General features: G+C 63.6%; 28 protein-coding genes. 12 read left to right on the top strand and 16 right to left on the bottom strand.

Annotation, left to right across the window (positions count from 1 at the left end; all coding sequences use genetic code 11):
• The first annotated feature begins 2 nt into the window (after positions 1-2).
• The gene (gene fumC / locus AWB82_RS05745; RefSeq protein ID WP_235023190.1) at positions 3-1,409 is read left to right on the top strand and encodes a class II fumarate hydratase; all 1,407 of its coding nucleotides are present in this window, start codon (positions 3-5) and stop codon (positions 1,407-1,409) included.
• 29 nt (positions 1,410-1,438) lie between these two features.
• Here fumC and AWB82_RS05740 read toward each other — a convergent pair whose 3' ends face one another.
• Positions 1,439-1,960, bottom strand: coding sequence for an acyl-CoA thioesterase (locus AWB82_RS05740; protein ID WP_086966199.1), 522 nt, complete (start codon positions 1,958-1,960; stop codon positions 1,439-1,441).
• A gap of 52 nt (positions 1,961-2,012) precedes the next feature.
• Positions 2,013-2,156, bottom strand: coding sequence for a hypothetical protein (locus AWB82_RS37905; RefSeq protein ID WP_200818050.1), 144 nt, complete (start codon positions 2,154-2,156; stop codon positions 2,013-2,015).
• Positions 2,157-2,302: 146 nt separating this feature from the next.
• Between AWB82_RS37905 and AWB82_RS05735 the strand changes: the two genes are divergently transcribed.
• Positions 2,303-3,049, top strand: a complete 747-nt coding sequence (locus AWB82_RS05735) for an ArsR/SmtB family transcription factor (RefSeq protein WP_086966328.1) — start codon at positions 2,303-2,305, stop codon at positions 3,047-3,049.
• Positions 3,050-3,183: 134 nt separating this feature from the next.
• Positions 3,184-5,379: a DUF6600 domain-containing protein gene (locus tag AWB82_RS05730; RefSeq protein ID WP_086966198.1), complete on the top strand. Its 2,196-nt coding sequence runs from the start codon at positions 3,184-3,186 to the stop codon at positions 5,377-5,379.
• A gap of 63 nt (positions 5,380-5,442) precedes the next feature.
• Here the strand turns inward: AWB82_RS05730 and AWB82_RS05725 are convergent, their stop codons facing one another.
• A complete protein-coding gene (locus AWB82_RS05725; RefSeq protein WP_086966197.1) occupies positions 5,443-6,414 on the bottom strand; it encodes a thymidylate synthase in 972 nt (323 codons plus the stop codon).
• Positions 6,415-6,564: 150 nt separating this feature from the next.
• A complete protein-coding gene (locus AWB82_RS05720; protein WP_086966196.1) occupies positions 6,565-7,944 on the bottom strand; it encodes a sigma-54 dependent transcriptional regulator in 1,380 nt (459 codons plus the stop codon).
• Between the two features lie 530 nt (positions 7,945-8,474).
• Between AWB82_RS05720 and AWB82_RS38205 the strand changes: the two genes are divergently transcribed.
• Both AWB82_RS38205 and AWB82_RS05710 read left to right on the top strand, forming a co-directional pair.
• Positions 8,475-8,801 (top strand): hypothetical protein, encoded by a 327-nt coding sequence (locus AWB82_RS38205; RefSeq protein ID WP_235023189.1) that lies wholly within the window; start codon positions 8,475-8,477, stop codon positions 8,799-8,801.
• 94 nt (positions 8,802-8,895) lie between these two features.
• Complete coding sequence (locus tag AWB82_RS05710) at positions 8,896-9,393, top strand: dihydrofolate reductase (RefSeq protein ID WP_086966194.1); 498 nt, start codon at positions 8,896-8,898, stop codon at positions 9,391-9,393.
• Between the two features lie 51 nt (positions 9,394-9,444).
• Here AWB82_RS05710 and pmbA read toward each other — a convergent pair whose 3' ends face one another.
• Entirely contained in the window at positions 9,445-10,815 is a 1,371-nt protein-coding gene (pmbA, locus tag AWB82_RS05705) for a metalloprotease PmbA (RefSeq protein WP_086966193.1), read from the bottom strand.
• Between the two features lie 227 nt (positions 10,816-11,042).
• On the opposite strand from pmbA, the gene yjgA reads away from it, so the two are divergent.
• Together yjgA and mog are read left to right on the top strand one after the other, a co-directional pair.
• Positions 11,043-11,648: a ribosome biogenesis factor YjgA gene (yjgA, locus tag AWB82_RS05700; protein ID WP_086966192.1), complete on the top strand. Its 606-nt coding sequence runs from the start codon at positions 11,043-11,045 to the stop codon at positions 11,646-11,648.
• The gene (mog, locus tag AWB82_RS05695; RefSeq protein WP_086966191.1) at positions 11,635-12,243 is read left to right on the top strand and encodes a molybdopterin adenylyltransferase; all 609 of its coding nucleotides are present in this window, start codon (positions 11,635-11,637) and stop codon (positions 12,241-12,243) included. The genes yjgA and mog overlap by 14 nt, the downstream gene beginning before the upstream one ends.
• Here the strand turns inward: mog and orn are convergent.
• Positions 12,240-12,848, bottom strand: coding sequence for an oligoribonuclease (orn, locus tag AWB82_RS05690; RefSeq protein ID WP_086966190.1), 609 nt, complete (start codon positions 12,846-12,848; stop codon positions 12,240-12,242). The genes mog and orn overlap by 4 nt on opposite strands.
• A gap of 88 nt (positions 12,849-12,936) precedes the next feature.
• On the opposite strand from orn, the gene AWB82_RS05685 reads away from it, so the two are divergent.
• From AWB82_RS05685 to AWB82_RS05675, 3 genes are read left to right on the top strand one after another with little or no spacing between them, the layout of a single operon-like run.
• Positions 12,937-14,205, top strand: a complete 1,269-nt coding sequence (locus AWB82_RS05685; protein ID WP_086966189.1) for a M48 family metallopeptidase — start codon at positions 12,937-12,939, stop codon at positions 14,203-14,205.
• The gene (gene rsgA, locus AWB82_RS05680; RefSeq protein WP_086966188.1) at positions 14,202-15,128 is read left to right on the top strand and encodes a ribosome small subunit-dependent GTPase A; all 927 of its coding nucleotides are present in this window, start codon (positions 14,202-14,204) and stop codon (positions 15,126-15,128) included. The genes AWB82_RS05685 and rsgA overlap by 4 nt, the downstream gene beginning before the upstream one ends.
• Positions 15,125-15,448, top strand: a complete 324-nt coding sequence (locus AWB82_RS05675) for a putative signal transducing protein (RefSeq protein WP_086966187.1) — start codon at positions 15,125-15,127, stop codon at positions 15,446-15,448. Before rsgA ends, AWB82_RS05675 begins: the two co-directional genes overlap by 4 nt.
• On the opposite strand, the gene AWB82_RS05670 is transcribed toward AWB82_RS05675, so the two are convergent.
• The 7 genes from AWB82_RS05670 to AWB82_RS37580 all read right to left on the bottom strand — a co-directional run bounded on the left by AWB82_RS05670 (position 15,449) and on the right by AWB82_RS37580 (position 19,942).
• Positions 15,449-16,387: a CobD/CbiB family protein gene (locus tag AWB82_RS05670; RefSeq protein WP_086966186.1), complete on the bottom strand. Its 939-nt coding sequence runs from the start codon at positions 16,385-16,387 to the stop codon at positions 15,449-15,451.
• A 120-nt stretch (positions 16,388-16,507) separates the two neighbouring features.
• Positions 16,508-17,167, bottom strand: coding sequence for a CoA pyrophosphatase (locus tag AWB82_RS05665; RefSeq protein ID WP_086966185.1), 660 nt, complete (start codon positions 17,165-17,167; stop codon positions 16,508-16,510).
• 144 nt (positions 17,168-17,311) lie between these two features.
• Positions 17,312-17,698, bottom strand: coding sequence for a 50S ribosomal protein L19 (rplS, locus tag AWB82_RS05660; RefSeq protein WP_086966184.1), 387 nt, complete (start codon positions 17,696-17,698; stop codon positions 17,312-17,314).
• A 129-nt stretch (positions 17,699-17,827) separates the two neighbouring features.
• On the bottom strand, positions 17,828-18,598 hold the full coding sequence (gene trmD, locus AWB82_RS05655) for a tRNA (guanosine(37)-N1)-methyltransferase TrmD (protein WP_086966183.1): 771 nt from the start codon (positions 18,596-18,598) through the stop codon (positions 17,828-17,830).
• A 25-nt stretch (positions 18,599-18,623) separates the two neighbouring features.
• The gene (gene rimM / locus AWB82_RS05650; protein WP_086966182.1) at positions 18,624-19,358 is read right to left on the bottom strand and encodes a ribosome maturation factor RimM; all 735 of its coding nucleotides are present in this window, start codon (positions 19,356-19,358) and stop codon (positions 18,624-18,626) included.
• Between the two features lie 54 nt (positions 19,359-19,412).
• The gene (rpsP, locus tag AWB82_RS05645) at positions 19,413-19,667 is read right to left on the bottom strand and encodes a 30S ribosomal protein S16 (RefSeq protein ID WP_086966181.1); all 255 of its coding nucleotides are present in this window, start codon (positions 19,665-19,667) and stop codon (positions 19,413-19,415) included.
• A gap of 98 nt (positions 19,668-19,765) precedes the next feature.
• On the bottom strand, positions 19,766-19,942 hold the full coding sequence (locus AWB82_RS37580; protein ID WP_159462559.1) for a hypothetical protein: 177 nt from the start codon (positions 19,940-19,942) through the stop codon (positions 19,766-19,768).
• Between AWB82_RS37580 and AWB82_RS05640 the strand changes: the two genes are divergently transcribed.
• On the top strand, positions 19,926-20,429 hold the full coding sequence (locus tag AWB82_RS05640) for a TM2 domain-containing protein (RefSeq protein WP_086966327.1): 504 nt from the start codon (positions 19,926-19,928) through the stop codon (positions 20,427-20,429). The genes AWB82_RS37580 and AWB82_RS05640 overlap by 17 nt on opposite strands.
• A gap of 4 nt (positions 20,430-20,433) precedes the next feature.
• Here the strand turns inward: AWB82_RS05640 and AWB82_RS05635 are convergent, their stop codons facing one another.
• Both AWB82_RS05635 and AWB82_RS05630 read right to left on the bottom strand, forming a co-directional pair.
• Positions 20,434-21,561, bottom strand: a complete 1,128-nt coding sequence (locus AWB82_RS05635; protein ID WP_086966180.1) for a PA0069 family radical SAM protein — start codon at positions 21,559-21,561, stop codon at positions 20,434-20,436.
• Between the two features lie 68 nt (positions 21,562-21,629).
• Positions 21,630-22,118 carry an Lrp/AsnC ligand binding domain-containing protein gene (locus tag AWB82_RS05630; RefSeq protein WP_086966179.1) on the bottom strand — a complete coding sequence of 163 codons (489 nt, stop codon included), beginning with the start codon at positions 22,116-22,118 and terminating at the stop codon, positions 21,630-21,632.
• A gap of 152 nt (positions 22,119-22,270) precedes the next feature.
• On the opposite strand from AWB82_RS05630, the gene AWB82_RS05625 reads away from it, so the two are divergent.
• Complete coding sequence (locus tag AWB82_RS05625; RefSeq protein WP_086966178.1) at positions 22,271-23,563, top strand: D-amino acid dehydrogenase; 1,293 nt, start codon at positions 22,271-22,273, stop codon at positions 23,561-23,563.
• Positions 23,564-23,623: 60 nt separating this feature from the next.
• Here AWB82_RS05625 and AWB82_RS05620 read toward each other — a convergent pair whose 3' ends face one another.
• On the bottom strand, positions 23,624-25,414 hold the full coding sequence (locus AWB82_RS05620; RefSeq protein WP_086966177.1) for an acyl-CoA dehydrogenase: 1,791 nt from the start codon (positions 25,412-25,414) through the stop codon (positions 23,624-23,626).
• Between the last annotated feature and the right edge of the window lie 198 nt (positions 25,415-25,612).

Genomic DNA, 25,612 nt, shown 5'->3' with positions numbered 1-25,612 from the left:
CCATGTCAAACAACGCGAAGGGCGACGTACGGATGGAGAAGGACACGTTCGGCGAGATCGCCGTGCCGAACGACAAACTCTGGGGCGCGCAGACGCAGCGCTCGCTGCAAAACTTCAAGATTTCCACGGAAAAGCAGTCGCCCGAGCTGATCACGGCGCTCGCGATCGTGAAGCACGCGGCCGCCGAAGTGAACGAAGGGCTGAAGGTGCTCGATTCGAACAAGGCGCGCGCGATCGTTCAGGCGGCCGAGGAAATCATCGACGGCAAGCATCCCGATGAATTTCCGCTTGCCGTGTGGCAAACCGGCTCGGGCACGCAGACCAACATGAACCTCAACGAGGTGATCGCCAATCGCGCGAGCGAGATCATGGGCGGCGTGCGCGGCGAGGAGCGCCTCGTGCATCCGAACGACGACGTGAATCGCGGCCAGTCGTCGAACGACGTGTTTCCTACCGCGATGCACGTCGCCGCGGCGGTGGCGATCAAGAAGCATCTGATTCCGTCGCTCAAGACGCTGCGCGATACGCTCGACGCAAAAGCCAAGGCGTTCGACACAATCGTGAAGATCGGCCGCACGCATCTGCAGGACGCGACGCCGCTCACGCTCGGGCAGGAGTTCTCGGGCTACGTCGCGCAGCTCGATCACGGCATGAAGCACGTCGAGGCGGCGCTGCCGCATCTGTATCAGCTCGCGCAGGGCGGCACGGCGGTCGGCACGGGACTGAACGCGCATCCGCAATTCGCGACCAAGGTCGCGCAGGCAATCGGCAAGCTCACCGGCCTGCCCTTCGAAACCGCGCCGAACAAGTTCGAGGTAATGGCCGCCGCCGATGCGCTCGTCGCCGCGCACGGCGCGTTGAAGACGGTCGCGGCGAGCATGATGAAGATCGCCAACGACATCCGCTGGCTCGCGAGCGGACCGCGCTGCGGACTCGGCGAACTGTCGATTCCGGAGAACGAGCCGGGCAGCTCGATCATGCCGGGCAAGGTCAATCCGACGCAATCCGAAGCCGTGACCATGCTCTGCTGCCAGGTGTTCGGCAACGACGTCGCGGTGAATTTCGGCGGCGCGAGCGGCAACTTCGAACTGAACGTCTTCCGGCCGATGATCGCGCACAACGTGCTGCAATCGATCCGCCTGCTCGCGGACGGCGCGCAAAGCTTCAACGACAACTGCGCGGTGGGTATCGAGCCGAACTTGAAGCGCATCGACAGTCTGCTCAACGAATCGCTGATGCTCGTGACGGCGCTGAATCCGCACATCGGCTATGACAAAGCCGCGCAGATCGCGAAGAAAGCGCACAAGGACGGCTCCACGCTCAAGGCCGCTGCGCTCGCGCTCGGTTATGTGACCGGCGAGCAGTTCGACGAATGGGTCAAGCCGGGCGATATGGTGGGGAAAAGGTAAGCGCGTTCAAATTTGAAGACGCGGCGGGATCAGACCTTTCCCGCCGCGACCTCTTCCGGCTTCAGCTCGACGATCGCATCGAGCGCGTCCTTCACGTCGATCGCGTATTTCGCGAGACGCTTCTCCTCTTCCGATTCCGGCACGAAGGCGGGCACGGGCGTCGGCTGCCCTTTTTCGTCGACGGCGACGAAAACCATCAGGCAATCGGTCGTCTGCTCAAGCTCGCCGACTTTCGGATCGCCCGCATGCACGGAAATGTGGATGTGCATGCTGGTGCGCCCCGTCGTCACGACGCGCGCACGTAACTCGACCAGATTGCCGACGAGAATCGGCCGCCGGAAGCGGATATTGCCCACGCTCACCGTGACCGCGTAGCGCCCGGACCACATCGCGGCGCAGGCGTAGGCGGTTTCGTCGATCCATTTCATCAGCGCGCCGCCATGCACCTTGCCGCCGAAATTCACCGAAGTCGGCTCGGCGAGAAAGCGGAAGGTGGTTTCAGCGCGGCTTTTCGGGACCGCGGGAATCGGAGATGAGGTCGGCGTATTCATGGGAAACCCGTCTCAGGCTGCGAATAAATGCCGATTATAGGATCGGCAATATTCAATCGTGAACGGTAATGCCCTGATCGATCGTGCCGTACATCGTCATGCTGCCGCCGCCGCCCGCCGATGACGACGGCGCGCCCGCACAGCCCGCGCAGAGCATGAGAACGCCCATCGCGCTCGCGAGAATGAATCTGGACATGGAAATCTCCCCTGCTGCTTCGAAATGCCAGCGGTCATTCTAGCGCCGCGCTTCGCGCATCGACATTTCGGCGCGCGGTGAAACGTCGGTTGCCCGGTCGCGCTAGAGTGGGCGCATCGAATACTTCGCCCGATACGGACATCGCCATGAACCCCGCTTTCGACAACGCCGAGTCCCGCGCGCGGCATTTTCCCGGACTGTCGCGCATCGGCGCGCTGATCGCCGATCCGGGCCGCGCCGCCATGCTCTGGTCGCTGATGGACGGCACCGCGCGTCCCGCCGGCGAACTGACGATGATCGCGGGGCTGTCGCCGTCGGCGGCGAGCGGGCATCTCGCGCGGCTGACCGAAGGCGGACTGCTCGCGCTCGAAGTGAGCGGGCGGCATCGTTACTACCGGATCGCGACGCCGGATATCGCCGCCGCCATCGAAGCGCTCGCCAATCTCGCGCGGGCGAGCGCGCCGCAGCGCACGCCGGAACGCCCGCCGTGCGCCGTGCCCGTGGAGATGCGTTTCGCGCGCACCTGCTACGACCATCTCGCGGGCGAACTCGCCGTGCAGCTCTTCGACCGGATGCTCGCGCGCAACTGGCTCGCCGCCGATCGTCGCGAACAGGCGCACGGCCCCGCCGCGCTCGACGCGACTCAAGAAGGCGCGCAAGCCTTCGCCGAACTCGGCATCGATCTGAAGGCGCAGCGCGCGCGGCGGCGACGGTTCGCGTGCACGTGCATCGACTGGAGCGAGCGACGGCCGCATCTGGGCGGCGCGCTCGGCGCGGCCTTTCTCGAAGCGTGCGAGTCGCGCGGCTGGATCGAGCACACGGCGAAACGCCGCATATTGCGCGTGACGCCGTCGGGACATCGGCACTTCGAAGACTTCCTCTCCGCGCGATAAAGCTTTGTTACGCGCACCTGCGCGCCGTTACAAACGGCATCGTACGGATACAGGCGCGGGCGATACATTGATCCGGTAGGCCGCGCGAACCCCACGCGTCGAACGGGACGAACGCGCGGCCGCCGGAGAACACAATGAAAATCAGGACCATCGCCGCCGCCACCTTGTGCGCGGTGTTATCTACATCGGGGATCGGCGCGTTTGCGCAGTCTCAGTCCACGGTGGCGGTCCAGCCCGGACAGGGCGATCCGCCCGGACGCATCGCGCGGCTGAACTACACGGCGGGCACGGTGACGACCGAACCCGCGGGCGCGTCCGAATGGACCTACGCGCAGATCAATCGTCCGCTCACGACCGGCGATCAGCTCTGGAACGACGAGAACGCGCGCTCCGAACTGCATATCGGCTCGACGGCGGTGCGGCTCGGCTCGTCGACCGCTCTGTCGGTCCTCGCGCTCGACGACGACACCGCGCAACTCAAAGTCCCCCAGGGAACGCTCTCGACGCGCGTGCGCGAACTGCCGCCCGGCACGCGCTACGAGATCGACACGCCCAACACCGCGCTCGCCATCACGACGCCCGGCGACGTGCGCGTGGACGTCGCGCCCGATGGCCGCGCGACGACCGTGACGGTGCGAAGCGGCGGCGTCACCGCGTATGGCGACGGCGGCTCGGTGCAGCTCGCGGGCGGTCAGCAGATGACCTTCGAGGGCACGAATCTGCAGCAGGCATCGGCGAATGCGGCGCCCGCGCCGGACGCGTTCGATCAATGGGCTGCGGGCCGCGACGCATCCGAGGATCGCTCGGTCTCGGCGCGGTACGTATCGCGCGATGTCCCCGGTTATCAGGATCTCGATGCCAATGGCACGTGGCGCAACGATCCATCGTACGGTCCGGTCTGGGTGCCGACCGCCGTTTCCGCCGACTGGGCGCCGTATCGGCAGGGACACTGGGCGTGGCAGAACCCGTGGGGATGGACCTGGATCGACGACGCGCCGTGGGGCTTCGCGCCGTATCACTATGGCCGATGGGCGTCCATCGGATCGCAATGGGCGTGGGTGCCCGGCCCGATGGAGGCAAGCGCGCCGCCCGCGTATTCGCCCGCGCTCGTGGGCTTTGTCGGCGATGGCGATGGCGGCGGCCCCGACTGGAACGTCGCGCTGACGGCCGGCGGCATCGCGGCGGCCGGCATCGCGTGGTTCCCGCTCGGCCCGGGCGAAGCGTGGCGTCCACATCACGATGGCTGGAGTCCGCGCTACTTCGAGCGCGTGAACCGCAATGTCTATGTCGAGCGGTCGGTGCACATCAACAACACGTATGTGAACTATCGCGAGCGCCGCGGGCTGACGGCTGTCCCGGCGAACATGTTCGTGCGTGGTCAGCCGGTCGGACGCCAGCCCTATGCGGTCGATCCGTCGCGCTGGCGCAATCCGCGCTTTTTCGCGGGCGCGCCGGGCATCGCGCCGACGCGCGACAGTTTTGCGCCCGGCACGCGGCGGGCGGATTATCGGCCGCCGCAGGGCCGATTCGGCCGTCCGGTGGTCGCGACGCGCGCGCCGGTCGCGCCGCCGGGTTTCCATGACCGGTACGCGCAGCAAGATCGCGATGCGCATGGGTACGGTGCGCGCAACGATCAAGTCCATCTCGTGGCGACGCACGGACCGGCGCGTTCCGTCATTGCCCGCGGTGCGCCGTCCGCGCCTGTCCCCGCACAGCCTGCGCCGCCGCATGGCAATGGCGTTCCGCGTCCGCCTCAAGCTGCGCAACCCGGCGGCGACGATCCGCGCTTTTCGCACGGCGATCCATCGCGCGGGCATGCTGTCGCTGGTGAACCGCGCGCGCCGCAGCAAGCGTTCCGGCCAGGTCCGTCACCGCGACAGGCACAGCCGCCGATGGCGCCGCCGCAGCACGCGAACGACGCGCCGCGTGTCGATCACGGCGCGCCCGGTATGCCCATGCAATCGATGCAGCCGCAGCCCAATCACGCGCCGCACGTCGAGCGCGGTGCGCCCAATCCATCGGCGCAGCCTGCATTCGCCCAACACGTGCCGCCACAGCATCAGCCGCAGCCGGAGGCCTATCGTCAGGCGCGGGTCGAGCAGCAACCGCGTCATGAGATGCCGCAGCCTCGTCCGCAGCCGGAAGCGCAGCGGCCGCCAATCCATCAGGAGCCGCCGCGCCAGCCGATGCATCAGGAAGCGCGTCAGGCGCCGCCGCAGCAGATGCAACGTCAGGAGCCTCATCAGCAGCCGCAACAGGCGCAGCAGCCTCAGCAGCCGCAGCAACAACCGCAGCAGCACGGCGGCGGCAACGAGCATCATCGCGGTTGAGGGCGCAAAAAAAACGCGCGGCCTCGACCGCGCGTTTTCGCAAGCGAACCGACGCAACCCGGCCTACACCGCCATCGGCGCCGTGAGCGCGTCGTGATGCTTGTAGCCTTCGAGCGCGAAATCCTTCGGCTCGATCTTCTCCAGCCACTGCGGCTCGTAGCGCTTCGTCACCGCGTAATCCGGCACGCGATCCGAGATGATCAACTGCGGCGACGGCAGCGGCTCGCGCTTCAGTTGCTCGTGCAGCATGTCGAGCTGATTTTCGTAGATATGCGCATCGCCGATGAAATACGTGAACCAGCGCGGCTTATAGCCCGTCAACCGGCCGACGAGATGCAGAAGCGCCGCGCCCTCGGTCAGATTGAACGGCGTGCCGAGCCCGACGTCATTGCTGCGAATGTACAGACACAGCGAAATCTCGCGCGTCACCGCGTTCGGGATGAACTGATACAGCAGGTGGCACGCGGGCAGCGCGATTTCGTCGAGCTTCGCCGGGTTCCATGCGTGAAACAGAATGCGCCGGTCGGTCGGGCGCTCGATGATCGTGTCGAGACACTGACGCAACTGATCGATCGCCTTGTACAGCAGAACCTGCTCGCGCCCGTTTTCGACGAAGCTCGTCACGACCTGGAAGCCGCGATTCGTCGCGTCGGCGATCTGATCGCCCGCGCAGGCGTCGACGATCTTGTACGCGGGCCATTTGCGCCATTGCACGCCGTAGACGTCGCCGAGATCGTCCGGGCCTTGCCGGTACGGATTTTCGAGCCACTCCGGATTCTCGTTGGCGTTGGCATCCCAGACCTTGCAGCCGAGCGCGCGGAAGTCCGCCGCGCTCTTCGCCGCACGCAAGAAGCCCACGAGTTCGCCGATCGCCGACTTGAACGCGAGCTTTTTCGTGGTCACGGCCGGAAAGCCTTGCTGCAGGTCGAAACGCAGCATCGCGCCGGGAATGCTGATCGTGCGGATGCCCGTGCGGTTTTCCTGCCAAGTGCCGGTATCGAGAATCGTCTGGACGAGCTCGAGATACTGTTTCATTCGATGTTCCCTGGGATATGCTGCGCGCCCTCGCGAACGGAAGGCGTAAAGACGAGATTTTACCAAGCGATGGATGCGGGCGCTTAGAGCAGCGGCACGAAAAAAGGGCGCCTTATGGCGCCCGTCCGGTGGATGACCGCAGTTTCGCTGTCAGCCGCGCGTGGCATGCTCCGAGGGCGCATCGACCTCGATGTGACGCATTCCGTGCGCGCTCAACAGCCTATACAGCGTCACGCGCGAAATGCCCAGCTCGTGGGCCGCGTCGCCGAGACGTCCGCGATGACGCAAAAGCGCGAGTTCGATCGCCTGCCGCTCGGCCGCCTCGCGCGCCTGCGCGAGCGACACCGGCGCGACTTCGACGTATTCGCCGAGTTCGAGATCGCGCGCCGTGATCTGACGCCCTTCCGACATCACGATCGCGCGCCGCACGCGATTGATGAGCTCGCGCACGTTGCCCGGCCAGCCGTAGTTGTGGATCGCGGCAATGGCATCCGGCGAGAAGCCGCGCAGCCGCCGGCTCGCGTCCTTCTTGAAGCGGTCGAGCATGTGTTTCGCGAGCAATTCGATGTCCTTGCCGCGCGCGCGCAGCGGAGGTTCGTCGATCTGCAGTACGCACAGCCGATGGTACAAGTCCGCGCGGAACCGCCCTTCGATCATCGCGGTCTGCATGTCGACGTGCGTCGCGGAGATGATGCGCACGTCCACCGGCGTCGAGCCGTGTCCGCCGAGACGTTCCACCTTGCGCTCCTGCAGGAACCGCAACAGGCTTGCCTGGCTTTCGAGCGGCAAATCGCCGATTTCATCGAGGAATAACGTGCCGCCGTTAGCCGCTTCGACGCGGCCGATCTTGCGCTGGTTCGCGCCGGTAAAAGCGCCGCGTTCGTAGCCGAAGAGCTCCGATTGCAGAAGATGCGCGGGAATCGCGCCGCAGTTGATCGCGACGAACGGCTGATCGCGGCGTGCGGAGCGTTCGTGAATGGCGACGGCCGTCAGTTCCTTGCCGGTGCCCGATTCGCCCGAGATGAACACGGGCGCATCGGTCATCGCGACCTTGCGGATCGAGCGGAACAGCGCGAGCATCGCGTCGCACGACCCGACCATCTCGCCCTCGGCGCGGCCTTCGCTGCGCGCGTCGTTCGATGCGGCGTCATGCAGCGAAACCATGCCATACGCATGACCGACGGAATCGACGATACGGTCGTTCGACGTCGGCAGCGTCACGTAATCGAAGCAATAGTCGCGAATCAGACGCCGCACGGCAGCGTCTTCCAATTGTCCGGCAACGGTGGCCGCGACCCAGCCCACGTTGGTCATCGTGAGCGACGATTCAAATGCCGCCAGTTCATGCGATTCGAAATGACTCGACAGATCCAGCAGCCCGCCGGTCGCCAGATCGCTGCGCAAAGCCTTGCGCGTGTCGCGCGCGTTCGCGACGATTTCGATATGCCAGCCGCGCTCCTCGAATCGCGCGCACAGCGCCTCGCTTGGTTCGCGAGTCACATAGATGAGTTGCCGCCGAGCGACGTCCATTATTCAGATCCTTTGTTCAACATTCGTTGAAAAGGTCACGTAGTTCAAGGCTCGCGCTACATCGCAGACTTCGCTGCCCTCGCACGTTTCTCGCAAACGCCTTAAGAGGGAATTGCCACTCGATATGCCGCCCCCCGGGACACGGCGCGAAACACCACGCACCCTTCCACGAAACCCTTTATGCCTGATTCTGTGCTGTTTTTGAGAGACTACTATAACCCAGCAGCCCCGGAAACAAATATCGCGAGAGGCACCGGATTAGCCACAAAACCTTGACAGGACGGGCTTGTCAAGAATTTCTCACACGATTATTAAAAACTTTGCGCACAATTTAATAAGACAAAATCTTATACCGATTTCACGGGAACTTCATGTTTTTCTGCCTTCATGTTTCAGCAGTGAAACGTTTTCACCTGAATTCCCCCAGTGGACTTTCTCCCGATTTTCTCGATTCGTTGCGCAGCAATGGTCTGCGGGCGATGGCACGCAATTCGCTCGATTTGTATCGCGCCGGAAGGTAAGAAATACCATTGCTGAACGAGCGTTCAAATTTTTCCTGCAATCAACTCCCGCTTATTCGTTTATACCGGTCGAACGATTACTTTATTTCCGGATATTTCCGTCGCGGGAATAATTACCTTGGTTATGTCGTCACGATGGCACGCGATAGTTCTTTAAGGCGCGGTGAAACACCCGGCGCGCAACAAAACGGCGAGGAGGCGGACGAACTGTCCGCGACGCGCCTGCCCGACAATCGCCCGATTGGTTCGAGCGTCAGCGTCACGCTATGGGACGAAATCCCGCCCGCGCCGTCGCACACGACGCGGCCGCTCGCCGACGAATCGCCGGAAGCGTGAACCCGCGCGGCGCGTCGAGCGCCGGCCGCGTCGGTTAGAATCGTGACCCCGGCCGCGCGGTCCGCGCGCGCCAGTTCGCCCGACCTCTACTCTCATGACGACGCTGACCCTGATCGTCGCCCGCGCGCGCAATGGCGTGATCGGACGCGATAACCAACTGCCCTGGCGCCTGTCCGAAGACCTCGCCTTCTTCAAGCGCACGACGATGGGCGCCCCCATCATCATGGGCCGCAAGACACACGAATCCATCGGCCGGCCGCTGCCGGGGCGACGCAATATCGTCGTGTCACGCGACGGCACGCGCCGCTACGAGGGCTGCGACGTGGTGACGAGCCTCGAAGCGGCGCTCGCGCTGGAACCGGCGAAGGAAGCGTTTCTGATCGGCGGCGCGCAGTTGTATCAGGACGCCATCGGGCGTGCGGACAAGATGATCATCACGGAGATCGACGCCGATTTCGACGGCGACACACGCTTTCCCGCCGCCGATCCGGAGTTGTGGCGCGAAGTGTCGCGCGAAACGCATCGCGCGGCCGCGCCGAACGATTTCGCATTTGCGTTCGTGACCTACGAGCGCATTGCGCCTTCGGAATGAAAAAAGGCTCCGGATGCGCTCCGGAGCCTTCGTTTTATCGACGGACGCGCCTTACTGGCCCGCGACCGTCATCCGCTCGATCAGCACCGAGCCGATTTCCTTTGTGCCGCGCACGACGGTATCCGCGCCGATCGCCTCGACGTGACGGAACATTTCCTGCAGCGTGCTCGCCACCGTGATTTCCTCCACGGCGTGCACGATCTTGCCGTTCTCCACCCAGAAACCCGACGCGCCGCGCGAATAGTCGCCCGTCACGTAGTTCACGCCCTGCCCCATCAGTTCGGTGAGCAAGAGGCCGGTATCGAGCTTCTTGAGCATCGCCTCGAAGTCGTCTTCGGGCTTCGTGTCCGTGCTCGTCATCGTCAGATTGTGCGAACCGCCTGCGTTGCCGGTCGTCTGCATGCCGAGCTTGCGCGCCGAGTACGTCGACAGGAAATAGCCCTGCACGATGCCATCCTCGACCACGCTGCGCCGCTGCGTGCGCACGCCTTCCTCGTCGAACGGCGCGCTGCCCATGCCGCCCTTAACGTGCGGGTCCTCGACGATCTGGATATGCGGCGCGAACACCGGCTTGCCCAGGCTGTCGACGAGAAACGTGGTCTTGCGATACAGCGCGCCGCCGCTCACCGCCTGCACGAACGCGCCGAGAATGCCCGCGGCGAGCGGCGCCTCGAACAGCACGCGGCATTTGCGCGTGTCGAGGCTCTTCGCGTTGAGTCGCGCGAGCGCCCGCTCGGCGGCGTAGCGGCCAACCGCTTCGGGCGCGGCGAGCGCGGACGCATCGCGCTTGGACGTGTACCAGTCGTCGCGCTGCATGTCGCGGCCAGCGGCGGCGATCGGCGCGCACGCGATGTAGTGACGCGAGTACGGATAGCCCGCCATGAAGCCACGCGAGGTCGCGAGCACGAACTGCGAATGCTGCGCGGACACGCTCGCGCCTTCCGAATTGGTCACGCGCTTGTCGACAGCGAAAGCGGCGCTTTCGGCGCGACGCGCGATCTCGGCGGCTTCTTCGGCGTCGATATCCCACGGATGATAAAGATCGAGGTCCTGCGGCGCGTTCTCCAGCAATTCGGCTTCGGCGAGGCCCGCCGCGCTGTCTTCCGCCGTGAATCGCGCAATGTTGTACGCGGCCGCGACCGTGTCGCGCAGCGCGTCGCGCGTGAAGTCCGCGGTGCTCGCGTTGCCGCGCTTCTTGCCGATGAACACGGTCACGCCGACCATCTTGTCGCGATTGTGCTCGATGGTCTCCACATCGCCGCGCCGCACGCTCACCGACAGACCTTCGCCTTCTGAAATCTCGGTCGCGGCATCGCTCGCGCCGAGTTCCTTCGCATAGCGCAGGATGTCGGAGGCGATCTCCTTCAGTTCGTCCTGCGTATGCGGGAAGTAGCGTTGCTTGACGTCCATGTCTGCTGCCATTTTTCGGTTGCCTTTGGAAGTCGGGCGTGTCGCGCCCGCGCATGTCGTGATTGCTTCGGGATTCCCGGCCGATGCGCTCGTCAACCAGCGTCGGGCAGCGGGACCGGCGTATCACGCGATCATAGCAAGGACCGCGTGCATTCACCCGCCAAGCTTTGTCGCAGCGTCGGCGCGTGGTTCGAGCGCCAAGGCTCGGACGCATTCGGGCCGCGAGCTACAATGTCGGGATGAACCGAAAAACCCGCATTCAACCGATCGAATCCGGCCGCGACGACGAGCGCGAGCCCGACGAAAACGGCTACGACCGTCCGAGCAAATCTCAGCTGAAGCGCGAAATGCACGAGCTGCAGGAGCTGGGCCAGGCGCTTATCGCGCTGCCCAAAGACGCGCTCAAACGCATGCCGATGCCCGAGCATCTCGACGACGCCGTGCGCGAGGCGCGCCGCATCACCGACCACGAAGGCAAGCGCCGTCAGGTGCAGTACGTCGGCAAGGTAATGCGCTCGCTGCACGAAGAAGAAATCGCGGCGCTGCGCACGGCGCTCGACACGTATCGCGGCGTCAACAAGGGCGAGACCGCGCGCCTGCACTGGATCGAGCGCACGCGCGAACAACTGCTCGCCGATGACGCCGCCCTCACCGAATTCATCCGCACTCATCCGGGCGCCGATCCGCAGGAAGGCCGCACGCTGATCCGCAATACGCGCAAGGAGCGCGAGCAGCAGAAGCCGCCGCGCTATTACCGCGAACTCTTCCAGTGGATCAAGAACGCGGCGGGCGCTGAAAACGACGATATCGAAGAAGACGAGGACGATCGCGATGACGACGCGTGACGAGCTGATAGTCGGACTGGTGTCGATCAGCGATCGCGCGTCGCAAGGCGTCTACGAGGACAAGGGTTTGCCGTCGCTCATGGACTGGCTCGGCGAGGCGCTCACGACGCCGTTTCGGGCCGAAACGCGGCTGATTCAGGACGACGCCGCGACCATTTCCGCGACGCTCGTCGAACTCGTCGATACCCACGGCTGCGATCTCGTGCTGACGACGGGCGGCACCGGCCCGTCGCGCCGCGACGTGACGCCCGAGGCGACGCTCGCCGTCGCCACGAAGCCGATGCCCGGCTTCGGCGAGCAAATGCGCCAGATCAGCCTGAATTTCGTGCCGACGGCCATTCTCTCGCGGCAGGTCGCGGCAATTCGCGAAACCGCCGATCACGCCGCGCTGATCATTAATCTTCCCGGCCAGCCGAAGTCGATCCGCGAAACGCTCGAAGGTTTGAAGGACGCGGACGGCAAGACGAAAGTGCCGGGCATTTTCGCGGCCGTGCCGTATTGCATCGATCTGATCGCCGGGCCGTATATCGAAACGCGGCCCGAAGTGGTCGCCGCGTTCCGTCCGAAAAGCGCGCTGCGCCCGTCGAAGAATTAAGACGCGGCGGCGGGCGCCGACGGAATCAGGAAATGCTCGCGATAGTACTTGAGCTCGTCGATGGACTCGTGAATGTCGGCGAGCGCCGTGTGCATCGCGCGTTTGTGGAAGCCCTTGTAAATCGCCGGCTGCCAGCGGCGGCACAGTTCCTTCAGCGTGCTGACGTCGAGATTGCGGTAGTGGAAGAACGTTTCCAGCTCGGGCATCCAGCGCGCCATGAAGCGGCGGTCCTGGCAGATGGAATTGCCGCACATCGGCGACTTGCCGGGCGGCACGTACTGGCCGAGAAAATCGCGAATCTGACGCGTGGCTTCGGCTTCGTCGACGGTGGACGCCTTCACGCGCTCGATCAGCCCCGAGCGCCCGTGCGTGTTGCGATTCCACTCGTCCATGCGGCCGAGCGCTTCGTCCGTCTGATGAATCGCGAACACCGGGCCTTCGATCATTTTGTCGAGCGTCGAATTCGTGACGACCACCGCGATCTCGATAATGCGATCGTTGTCCGGATCGAGGCCGGTCATCTCCATGTCGAGCCACACGAGGTTCATGTCGCTGCGCACGAGCGCGTTTTCGTCTGCTTCGGACGTGGCGGAGATGTCGGTCATGAAAAGCGGCCTGAGAGTTGGGTAAAGCCAATGCGCGCCGGCACGGCCTAGAACCTATAATTCTCGCATAGTTCAATCGGAATCCCGGATGACCAACTTCACCCAAGCCTTCTCGACGATATTCGTCGTCGCCCTGGTCGCCATGGTTTCGACCAAGCTGTGGCTCGCGTCGCGCCAGATTCGCCATGTCGCCGCGCATCGCAATGGCGTGCCCGCGCAGTTCAGCGGCACGATCCCGCTCACGGCGCATCAGCGCGCCGCGGATTACACCGTCGAGCGCACGCGCCTCACCATGATCGAAGTCGTCACGAGCGCCGTCGTGCTCGTTGCACTGACGCTGCTCGGCGGCGTCCAGGCGCTCGATCTCGCCATTTCAGACTGGCTCGGCCGCGACTATCTCGGGCAGATCGCGCTGGTGGCGTCGGTCGTTGCGATCACGAGCGTCATCGACCTGCCGTTCGATTACATCCGCCATTTCGTGGTCGAAGAAAAGTTCGGCTTCAACCGCATGTCGAAGAAGCTCTTTTTCGTCGACCTCGTGAAGGGCACGGTGCTCGCCATCGTGATCGGCGCGCCGCTCCTCTTGCTCACGCTCTGGCTGATGGACCGCGCGGGCACGTTCTGGTGGCTCTGGACGTGGATGGTGTGGGTCGCTTTCCAGTTGCTCGCGATGACCATCTATCCGACCTTCATCGCTCCGCTCTTCAACAAGTTCGAGCCGCTGAAAGACGAGGCGCTCGTCGCGCGCATCACGAATCTGATGTCGCGCACGGGCTTCGCCGCCAAAGGCCTGTTCGTGATGGACGGCAGCCGCCGGTCGGCGCACGGCAACGCGTATTTCACCGGCTTCGGCGCGGCGAAGCGCATCGTGTTCTTCGACACGTTGCTCGCGCGTCTTTCGGGCAACGAGATCGAAGCGGTGCTCGCGCATGAGCTCGGTCACTTCAAGCGCCGCCACGTGCTGAAGCTCATGATCGTCATGTTCGGCATCAGCCTCGCGATGCTCGCGCTGCTCGGCTGGCTCATCCAGACGACGTGGTTCTATGAAGGCCTCGGCGTGCGGCCGTCGCTCGTCGGCAGCAATAACGGGCTTGCGCTGGTGCTGTTCATGCTCGTGCTGCCGGTGTTCATGTTCTTCATCACGCCGCTTGGCAGCCTGACTTCGCGAAAGAACGAGTTCGAAGCCGACGCCTTCGCCGCCAGTCAGACCGATCCGAAGGATCTCGTGAACGCGCTTGTCAAGCTGTACGAGGACAACGCGTCGACGCTCACGCCCGATCCGATTTACACCGCGTTCTATTACTCGCATCCGCCCGCCTCGCAGCGCATCGACCGCTTGATGCAACACGCCGCATGACGCGCGAGTTCAAGCGTCCGAGCGTGGGCGCGCGCTTCGAAGGCACGGTAATCGCGGCGCACGGACGCCACTATCTCGTCACGCCCGAAGACGGCGGCGCAATGCTTCAGTGCTTCCCGCGCGGCAAGAAGAGCGAACTGGCCGTCGGCGATCGCGTGGTCTACGAGCAGTCGTCGGCGGATCAAGGCGTGATCGTCGAGATCGGCGAGCGGCGCAACCTGCTCTATCGCTCGGATCAATTCAAGTCGAAGCTGTTCGCGGCGAATCTCGATCAACTGCTGATCGTGCTCGGGACCGAGCCGCACTTCAGCGAAGACCTGCTCGGCCGCGCGTTGATTTCGGCTGAGGCGCACGGGCTGGAATCGCTGATCGTGCTCAACAAGATCGACGTCGAAAGCGCGCTTGCGCCCGCGCGCGCGCGTCTCGCGCCGTATCGCGAACTCGGCTACACGGTGATCGAGCTTTCAGCGAAGATGGCGCCCGGCGAGGTTCATCCGCAACTCGACGCGCGCCTCAAAGACCGCGCGACGATCCTGCTCGGCCAGTCGGGCATGGGCAAATCGACGCTCGTGAACCTGCTCGTTCCCGACGCCGACGCCGCCACGCGCGAGATTTCGTCCGCGCTCAACAGCGGCCGTCACACGACCACGTTCACGCGTCTCTACGACTTGCCCGGCGGCGGCGCGCTGATCGACTCGCCGGGTTTTCAGGAGTTCGGCCTGCATCATCTGTCGGAAGGCCAGCTCGAACGCGCCTTCGCGGATTTCCGGCCTTATCTCGGACACTGCCGCTTCTACAACTGCCATCATCTGCACGAGCCGGGCTGCGCGGTGCTCGAAGCCGTCGACGCCGGCAAGATCCGTCCCGCGCGCCACGCGCTCTATGTGCAACTCGTCCACGAAGCCAGCCAGATCGTTCGATGAAGCGGCTCACGCGCGCCCCCAATCTCATCACGGCGCAGCATTGGGTGAACGTGCTGGCGGCCGCGGGCGTGCCGTGCCAGCTGCACAACCGATATCTGAATGGCGCGATGGGCGAGATTCCGGCGGATCAGTGCGCGCCGGAAATATGGATCGTCGACGATCGCGACGAAGCGTTGGCCTTGCGCCTTCTGGAGCGCGCGAGAAAAGGGCCGGACGCGAACGCCCGGCCCTGGAAATGCATGCATTGCGGTGAATGGCTGGAGCCGCAGTTCACCGTCTGCTGGAATTGCCAGACGGCGCGCGATCCTCTCGACGACTGATTACGCGAGCCACACGGCGATCGTCAGCATCAGCAGCAGCAACATCCACAGAATCACCGCGCGCCATACGAGGCCGACGGCCGATTGCAGCGTGCGCGGCGTGCAGTCGTCGCCGACCGGCAGCGGGCTCGCTTCACCAACCGCAAGCGCTTCGACCGAAAGCGGCTCGGCGAGCGGCCCCGCGAGACGCGCGCCCAGCGCGCCGCTGCCCGCTGCCAGCAACACGCCTTCGTTCGCGTCCGGCCATTGGCGCGCGTGATTGCGCCACGCGTAGATCGCATCCTCGAAATTGCCGACGATCGCGAAGCCGAGCGCCGTAAGACGCGCGGGCACCCAATCGATGAAAAAGAACGCGCGCTGGGCGAACGACGAGAATTCCGCGGTGCGCTCGGGATTCGGCTTCGACCACGCGCGCGCCAGGTATTCCGCGATGCGATAGAGCACCGCACCCGCCGGGCCTATTGGAATCAGAAACCAGAAGAACACGCCGAACACATGCCGATGCGACGCCACCACCGCGTGAACCAGCGTGTGCCGCACGATTTCGCTCACAGGCATGTCGACCGTGTCGATGCCGGTCCATTCGGTCAGCACTTCGCGCGCACGCGGCACGTCGTCGTTGTTGAGCGCGAGGTGGATATCGGTGAAATAGTGGCTGAACTGCCGGAAGCCGAGCGTGAAGTACACGATCACCACGTTCCAGAAAAACGCCAGAACGAAGTTGATCCGATACAGCACGTAATAGACGAGGCCCACGAAGAGCGTCCACGGCAAGACGACGACGAGCCACGCGACGATGCCATGCTTTTCCTTGCCGGCATCGAAACCATGCGCGGTGGATTCCGCATGATATTGAAGCAACGCCGAAATCGGATTGTGCGGCGATAACGCGCGCATTTGCTCAATGACGAGAGCCAGCAATACGGAGAAAAAAGTCATGCGAAGCGCCGAAACGGTCGGATTAGTTCGAGTTTCGCGTAACGATAGCACAGCGCCCGACGCCTTCGACGCGCCGAGTAATTGCGCCACGCACAGCAGGCACGCGGATTTTCCGCGTGCTCACGCGCGAGCCACGAGGAAGCGATAAAAATTGCGTAACATGCCGGCCGTTACGCCCCAGATGAAATAAGGAGCCTTCCTTTCGCCGGGACTATATGGCATGGCAAAAAAACGACGCTCGCCGCCTTCCCAGCGAAAGACACGCACTTCATGATTCGCGGGATTCATGAGCCACGCGAGCGGCACTTCGAAAATATCGGCGACTTCGCGCGTATCGGCCTTCAACGTGAAGGGCGGATTCACCAGCGCGACGACCGGCGTCACTTTGAAACCCGTGCCCGTCAGATATTCGGGCATCGAACCGATGATCTCGCAATGTTGCGCGCCCAGCGCCACTTCTTCGAAAGCTTCGCGCAGCGCGGTGGCGGCGGCGTCCGCGTCCTCGGGCTCGCTGCGGCCGCCCGGGAAGCTGATCTGACCGGCGTGATCCGACAAATGATCGGCGCGCTGAGTCAGCAGCACGGTCAGCCCGCCCTCGCGCACGACGAGCGGCACCAGCACGGACGCCACGCGCGGATCGCCGCCGATCGCCTTGATGCGCTGCTCGCGCTCTTCCTGCGCCCAGTCGAGATTCATCGCGAAACGCGCGCGCAAGCCTTCCGGCGTGAGGCGCTCGGGCGGAACCGACGGGAGTGTCTCACCCGTCGAGAGGACGGGCATCTTTTCGGGTTCGAGAATGCGGGGAGTCGAAGTCTTTCCGGTGGACACGGGTCGGGAGTCGGGCTGTCGAAGCCTCAATTTGAACACACCAAAGAAAAAAGCACCCGCGAGGGTGCTTTTTCCGTACTGCGTCTGGCCAAGAATTTACTCTGCGGAAGCAGGCTTGCTCTTGAACACCAGCTTTTCCTTGATTCGAGCCGACTTGCCCGAACGCTCGCGCAGGTAGTAGAGCTTCGCGCGACGAACATCGCCACGACGCTTCACGACGATGCTCGCGAGCAGCGGCGAGTAGGTCTGGAACGTACGCTCGACGCCTTCGCCCGACGAGATCTTGCGGACGATGAAGTTCGAGTTCAGGCCACGGTTACGCTTGGCGATGACGACGCCTTCGTAAGCCTGAACACGCTTGCGCGTGCCTTCGACCACGTTCACGTTGACGATGACGGTATCGCCCGGCGCGAAGTCGGGGATGCTCTTCTCGCCCAGAACGCGTGCGATCTCTTCCTTCTCGAGTTGCTCAATCAGATTCATTACTGACTCCTTGTGCCATCTTGCCGGAGTTGTGTGCCTTGAACTGAGTCAGGCCCCGGTAGAGGATGGGTTTGCTTCAGGTGCCGATACCACTCGACGCCCCCATTTTCCCGCTCGTCCGCTCGAAACCTATGCAGGCTTCGACGCGTTCTTCGCGAGTTCTGCGAGCCACGCCTCGTCGGCACGGCTCAACATCTTGCTTCTGCGGGCCCGCTCGATCAGATCGGGCCGCTTGCTGAATGTGTTGCGCAATGCTTCGCGCCTACGCCACGCGTCGATTTCCTTGTGATGGCCGCCGAGCAGCACATCGGGAACACGCACGCCGTCGTACTCTTCCGGACGCGTGTAGTGCGGACAATCGAGCAACACGTCGACGAAACTGTCCTGCACCGCCGACTGCGCGTCGTTCAGCACGCCCGGCAACTGGCGCACTACGGCGTCCATCAGCGCCATCGCGGGGAGTTCTCCGCCGGATAGCACGAAGTCGCCGAGGCTTACTTCTTCGTCCACTTCGCGGTCGATCAGGCGCTGGTCGATCGCTTCGTAACGGCCGCACAGCAACACGAGACCGGGATCTTGCGCCAGGCGCATCACGCGATCGTGATCCAGTTTCGCACCTTGCGGCGACATCATCACGACGCGCGTCGACGCAATGCCCTGCTCGCGCTGCGCAGCCTTCGCCGCGTGGATCGCGTCTTCCAGCGGGCGCGCCAGCATGACCATGCCGGGGCCGCCGCCGTACGGGCGATCGTCGACGTTGCGGTAGTTGTCCGTAGTGAAATCGCGCGGATTCCACGTGCGCAGACCGAACCGCTCCTGCTTCACCGCCCGGCTGGTAATGCCCCAGTCGGTCAGCGCGCGAAACATTTCGGGAAAGAGCGTCACGACATCGAACTGCATCGCTCTCTCCGTAACGTGCCGATGTTCAAAAATCGGCGTCCCAGTCGACGACGATACGCTTCGCCGCCCGGTCCACCGTCTTCACATATACGCCGACGAACGGAATGAGCCGCTCTTCGGTGACGGGCTTGCCATCCTTGTCCGTGCCCGGATACTCGATCCGCAGGATGGAATGCGCGCCGTTGTCGATCAGATCGGCGACGCGGCCAAGCGCAACGCCTGCTTCATTTTCGACATCGAGGCCGATCAGATCGACCCAGTAGAATTCGTCGTCGCTGTCGAGCCTCGGGAAATCGCTACGCGCGATATTCACCGTATGACCCTTCAGCGCGAGCGCCGCATCGCGGTCGTCGCAGCCGGCAATGCGCGCGACGATGGTATCGGCGTGCACTTTCGACTGCAGACAGCGCGCGGACTTGCGATCGCGGCCTTTGACGAGCCACCAGCGTCTGGCGCTCAGCAGCGCGTCGCCGCCCTGCTTGCCGTTCGCGTGCGGCACGATCTTGACCCAACCCTTGAGACCGTAAGAATCGACGATGAAGCCGACTTCGACGGCGTCTTCAGGCAAAGCCTCGACCTGCTCGATCACTGCCTCTGGCTGGTCGTTGCCGCTTTCGGCGCTCGAAACGTCGCCCGCCACGCGGCGCGCGCCCGGCTTGCGGACGAACGCGCCAAACGTGGCGGAGCCTTCATCTTGCCCCGGCTTCGTTCGGCCGATGTTTTCCGATGCGCGGCCGGATTCAGAATCGCGAGCGGACATCGGCGAACCTTTGGGCAGGTTTCAAGCAGTTGATACGGTGTCGACGCAGTGCGCTCAAGCAGCCGGCTGGGCTTGCTGAGCTTGCTTGACGAGACGCTGGACCGTCGGCGACAGTTGCGCGCCAACGCCTTGCCAGTACGTCAGGCGATCTTGCGCGATACGCAGCGATTCGCCCTTGGTCGCGACCGGGTTGTAGAAACCAACGCGCTCGATGAAGCGGCCGTCACGGCGGCTACGCGAATCGGTTGCAACGATGTTGTAAAACGGGCGCTTCTTCGAGCCGCCACGAGCCAAGCGGATGATGACCATGCTGAAATCCTTGAAAACCGGGGGTTCGGAACAACGAGAACAGGCGATTATAGCTGGATTCCGACGCCCTACCAAACACTTAACGCATTTTTTGGATGTCACGTGACGTTCGGCACGAATTCGACGCGTTTTCCTGATACCGAAAATCGCGCCGATGCGGCGACGTCAATGGTGGCGCGCCCGGCCGTGGGCTTAAAATGGCGGACCAACGCCGGCTCGCCAAGCGGCTTCCGCCTCTTCCCACCACCGCTTTCGCTGATGACTTCCTCGTCCATCGCCACGCAATCCGGCTCGAAGCCGGCCGGCAAGCCTGTTCCGCCGTACTTCCGCTCGAAAACGCTGACCGCCGCGCTGGCGTTTCTGTTCGGCTATATCGGCCTGCATCGCTTCTATCTGTATGGCATGCGCGACAAGTACGGCTGGGCGCATATCGTGGGCATCGTCATGGGCGCGTTCGGCTTTCTGCTGCTCGCCGAGACGGAGCGCACCTCGATTCTCGGCTGGGTGCTGGCGTTTCCCGGCGCGGTTTCGCTGCTCGCGGCGTTCCTTTCGGCCATCGTGTACGGCCTGCGGCCCGACGCCAAATGGGACGCGCAATTCAACGCGCACACGGGCCGCAGCAGCAACTCCGGCTGGACGGTCATCTTCGTCGTGATCTTTTCGCTGCTGTTCGGCGCATTCCTGCTGATGACCGGTCTCGCGCTCACGTTCCAGACCTATTTCGAAAGCCAGGTCGAAGCGGCGAAAACCCTGTCGCAATAAAACGTCAAAATAGATCGAGTTGCGGGCTGGGCGGCGGCGACGCTCGTTGCGCGGGCCGCTGAAACTCGGACATATCGAGAATGCCGCGCTGTCGCGCGTTCAGGCCAAGTCGCTTCGTTGCCTTCTGGAAACGCTGTTTCAGCATGTCGGCCCACAAGCCCTCGCCTTTCATGCGCGTCGCGAAATTCGAGTCGTAATCCTTGCCGCCGCGCATGTCGCGCACGCGGCTCATCACCCGCTCCGCGCGGTCGGGGAAATGGGCGGCGAGCCAGTCCTTGAAGAGCGGCGCGACTTCCCACGGCAGACGCAGCACGATATAGCTCGCGCTCGTCGCACCCGCCTCGGCGCACGCTTCCAGAACACGCTCCATGTCCGGTTCCGTCACGAACGGAATGACCGGCGCGATGCTCACGCCCACCGGAATGCCCGCTTCGGCAAGCGTGCGAATCGTGCGCAGACGTCGCGACGGCGTGGCCGCGCGCGGCTCCAGCGTGCGTGCGATATCGGCATCGAGCGTGGTGACGGTGATCGCCGCCATCATCTGGCCGCGCTCGGCCATCGGCGCGAGCAGGTCGATGTCGCGCTCGATCAACGAACTCTTCGTGATCGCCGCGAACGGATGGCCACAGTCGTGCAGCACCCGAATGACGCGCCGCGTGAGTTGAAGATCGCGTTCGACCGGCTGATACGCGTCCGTGTTGACGCCCAGCGCGATCGGCTCGGGCTCGTAGTTCGGCTTCGCCAGTTCGCGTTCGAGCAATTCGGGCGCGTTGATCTTCGCGTAAATGCGGCTTTCGAAATCGAGTCCGGGCGAGAGCCCGAGATAGCTGTGCGTGGGCCGCGCGAAACAGTAGATGCAGCCGTGCTCGCATCCGCGATAAGGATTGAGCGAAACGGAAAACGGGATGTCCGGCGAACTGTTGCGCGTAAGGATGGTTTTCGCGCGCTCCTCGAACACCTGCGTGCGCAGCGGCGGCGCGCTTTCGTTCTCCGCGTCCGTGGCATGCAGCCAGCCGTCGTCGACACGCTCGCGCTCGTCTTTCTCGTAGCGGCCCTGGACATTCGTGACCGCGCCGCGCCCCTTCAACGGAGCGGGCGGCGCGACAGGATATTCACGATCCGGCGATGACATTGCGACAAAAATCCCACAATTAATACTGTATAAATATACAGTATCATGGCTTCGTCGCAAGCGGAAAATCACGTCTCGACGAGAATCTTCAGCGTCTCCTTGATTTCCTCCATTACCACGTAGCTCTTCGACTGCACCGCGCCGGGCAATTGCAGCAGGATGTCCCCGAGCAGCTTGCGATAGTCCGCCATCTCGCCGATCCGCGCCTTGATCAGGTAGTCGAAATCGCCCGACACGAGATGACATTCGAGCACTTCGGGAATCTTCTGCACTTCGCGCCGGAATTGCTCGAACATGTTCCCGCTTTTGTGATCCAGCGTGATCTCGACGAACACGAGCAGCGCCGCACCCAGCTCGGTCGGATTCACGCGCGCGTAATAGCCCAGGATGACGCCGTCGCGCTCCATGCGCTTCACACGCTCGATGCACGGCGTAACGGACAGTCCGACGCGCTCCGCCAGGTCCTTCATCGCGATGCGCCCGTCTTCCTGAAGAATGTTCAAAATCTTGTGGTCGAGCTTGTCGAGTGTGCGGACCGGATTTCGCTGTGTTCGCATTAGTTATTTCCTGAAAATCGACCAAATACAATAACTAAAACTGCCTCGAAGTCCATACCATAGTCGATAACACTATACGAGCTTCAGTTTGTCGCGTCGATCAGCTTATAGCGCGAGCAGACGGAAGTTTCACGAATCTGGACGGAGATCACATGCGAATCGTTATTCTCGGAAGCGGCGTCGTCGGCGTGACGAGCGCGTACTACCTTGCTCGCGCCGGTCACGAAGTCACGGTCATCGATCGTGAAGCCGGACCCGCGCTCGAAACGAGTTTCGCGAATGCCGGACAGATCTCGCCGGGTTATGCATCGCCGTGGGCCGCGCCGGGCGTGCCGCTCAAGGCCGTGAAGTGGATGTTCGAGAAGCACGCGCCGCTCGCGATCCGTCTCGACGGCACGGTGAACCAGTTGCAGTGGATGTGGCAGATGCTGCGCAACTGCACGCAAGACCGCTACACGGTGAACAAGGGCCGCATGGTCCGTCTCGCCGAATACAGCCGCGACTGCTTGCAGGCGCTGCGCGCCGACACCGGCATTTCGTACGAAGGGCGCACGGGCGGCACGCTGCAACTGTTCCGCACGCAGCAGCAATTCGATGGCGCGGGCAAGGACATCGCCGTGCTGAAGGACGCGAACGTGCCCTTCGAGTTGCTCACCGCCGACGAACTCAAGAAGGCCGAACCCGCGCTTGCCGCCGTGTCGCACAAGCTGACGGGCGGGCTGCGTCTGCCGAACGACGAAACCGGCGACTGCCAGATGTTCACCACGCGCCTCGCCGCGATGGCCGAAGCGCTCGGCGTCAAGTTCCGCTACAACACGCCGATCGACGCGCTCGCGCTCGCCAATGGCCGCATCGCCGGCGTGCATTGCGGCAAGGAACTGGTGACGGCGGATTCGTATGTCGTCGCGCTCGGCTCGTATTCGCCGAAGCTCCTCGGCGATCTCGTGAAGATTCCGGTCTATCCGCTGAAGGGCTACTCGATCACCGCGCCGATCGTCGATGCAAATCGCGCGCCCGTGTCGACCGTGCTCGACGAAACGTACAAGATTGCGATCACGCGTTTTAACGACCGCATCCGCGTGGGCGGCATGGCGGAAATCGTCGGCTACGACAAGAAGCTGAAACAGGCGCGTCGCGAAACACTCGAAATGTGCGTGAACGACCTGTTCCCGGGCGGCGGCGACACCGCGAGCGCCACGTTCTGGACCGGCCTGCGTCCGATGACGCCGGACGGCACGCCGATCGTCGGCCGCACGCCGGTGCCGAACCTGTTCCTCAACACGGGCCACGGCACGCTCGGCTGGACGATGTCGTGCGGTTCGGGTCAATTGCTTGCAGATCTCATGTCGGGCAAGCAGCCCGCGATCCGTGCGGACGATCTGTCGGTGCATCGCTACTACGGCGATGTCGGCGTGAAGACGCGTCCGGGATACGCGAACGCGTAATTCGCTTCATCGCAAAAAGACGGCGCCTTCGAGGCGCCGTTTTCGTTTGCGGAGATACCCTCAGAACTGATCTTCGCTCAGCGCGAGCACGCCTTCGTTGCCGTTCGCGCTAACGATCGACGCCTCGATCCCCGGCGCAAGCGACAGGATGTGCGCCGCGAAAAACTCGGCCGTCGCGATTTTCGCGGAATGGAAGCGCTCGTCTTCCGAACGCTTTGCTTGCGAGACGAGCATCGCGCGCGCCATCTGCCATCCCGACAACACGATGCCCGCGAGCCGCAGATACGGCACGCTGCCCGCGAACACGGCATTGGGATCGCTCTTGATCTTCGCGACGACGAACTCGATCGCGCGCGCCAACGACAAACTTCCCGCGCTCAAGTGACGATGCATCGACTTGAACGGCTGGCCATCCACCTCGGCGAGCGCCGCGATGGTTTGATCGATCTGCGCGAGCAGCGCCTGCGCCACGCGGCCGCCATCGCGCACGGTCTTGCGGCCAATGAGGTCGTTCGCCTGAATCGCCGTCGTGCCTTCGTAGATCGGCAGAATGCGCGCATCGCGATAATGCTGCGCCGCGCCCGTCTCTTCGATGAAGCCCATGCCGCCATGCACTTGCACGCCGAGACTCGCGACATCGACGGACATTTCCGTGGAAAAGCCCTTCACGATCGGCACGAGGTATTCGTAGATCGCCTGATGGCTCTTCTTCGCGTCCTCATCCGGATGGTCCTGCGCGAGATCGCTGTGCGCCGCCGCGACGTAAGCGAGTGCGCGCGCGCCTTCGGTATAGGCGCGCATCGTCGAGAGCATGCGGCGCACGTCCGGATGATGGATGATCGTCACCGGCTCCTTCGCGCTGCCATCGACGGGACGGCTTTGCACGCGCTCCTTCGCATACGAAACCGCCTGCTGATACGCGCGCTCCGCGATCGCGACGCCCTGCGTGCCAACCGCGAACCGCGCCGCGTTCATCATGATGAACATGTATTCGAGGCCGCGATTCTCCTCGCCGATCAAATACCCGATCGCGCCGCCGTGATCGCCGTATTGCAGCACGGCCGTCGGGCTCGCCTTGATGCCGAGCTTGTGCTCGATCGACACGCAGTGCACGTCGTTGCGCTCGCCGAGCGAGCCGTCGTCGTTGACGAGGAACTTCGGCACGAGAAAAAGCGAGATGCCTTTCACGCCTTCGGGCGCGTCCGGCGTGCGCGCAAGCACGAGATGAACGATGTTCTTCGCCATGTCGTGTTCGCCGTAAGTAATGAAGATCTTCGTGCCGAAGACCTTGTACGTGTTGTCGCCTTGCGGCACGGCGCGCGTGCGCACGAGCGCGAGATCGGAACCGGCCTGCGGCTCGGTCAGATTCATCGTGCCGGTCCATTCGCCCGTGATGAATTTCGGCAGATAGCGCGCCTTCTGCTCGTCGCTGCCGGCGGTGAGGAGCGCCTCGATCGCGCCATCCGTGAGCAGCGGACACAACGCGAAAGAGAGATTCGCGGAGTTCAGCGCTTCGATGCACGGCGTCGCGATGAGTTTCGGCAAGCCCTGGCCGCCGAAGTCCGCCGGATGCACGACGCCTTGCCAGCCGCCTTCCGCAAACTGACGGAACGCGTCCTTGAAGCCGGGCGTCGTCGTGACCTCGCCATTCGCCCACGCGCTGGGATTGCGGTCGCCGTCGACGTTCAGCGGCGCGATCACTTCGCCGCAAAAGCGCGCGGCTTCCTCGACGACGGCGTGCGCCGTGTCGAAGCCCGCGTCTTCGTGACCGGGCAGCGCGGCGATGCTGTCGATATCCGCCAGTTCCTTCACTACGAACAACATGTCCTTGACCGGTGCGCGGTAGCTCATGGTCCTGTCTCCTCCCAATCGCGTATTCGGGTACAAAAAAAGGGCGCAACGTTCGTCGCGCCCTTTCCTCTTTTTATATGGCGAGTGTTCGACTCACACGGCGCGGTTTAGCCGAGCTCTTTCACCAGTTCCGGCACGACCGAGAACAGATCGCCGACGAGACCGTAGTCGGCCACGCTGAAGATCGGCGCTTCGGCG

Origin of the sequence: Caballeronia glebae, assembly GCF_001545035.1 — a bacterium.
GTDB classification, from domain to species: Bacteria; Pseudomonadota; Gammaproteobacteria; order Burkholderiales; family Burkholderiaceae; genus Caballeronia; species Caballeronia glebae.
Note: the sequence above shows the minus strand (reverse complement) of the source record. Positions and strands in the feature narration are given on the sequence as shown.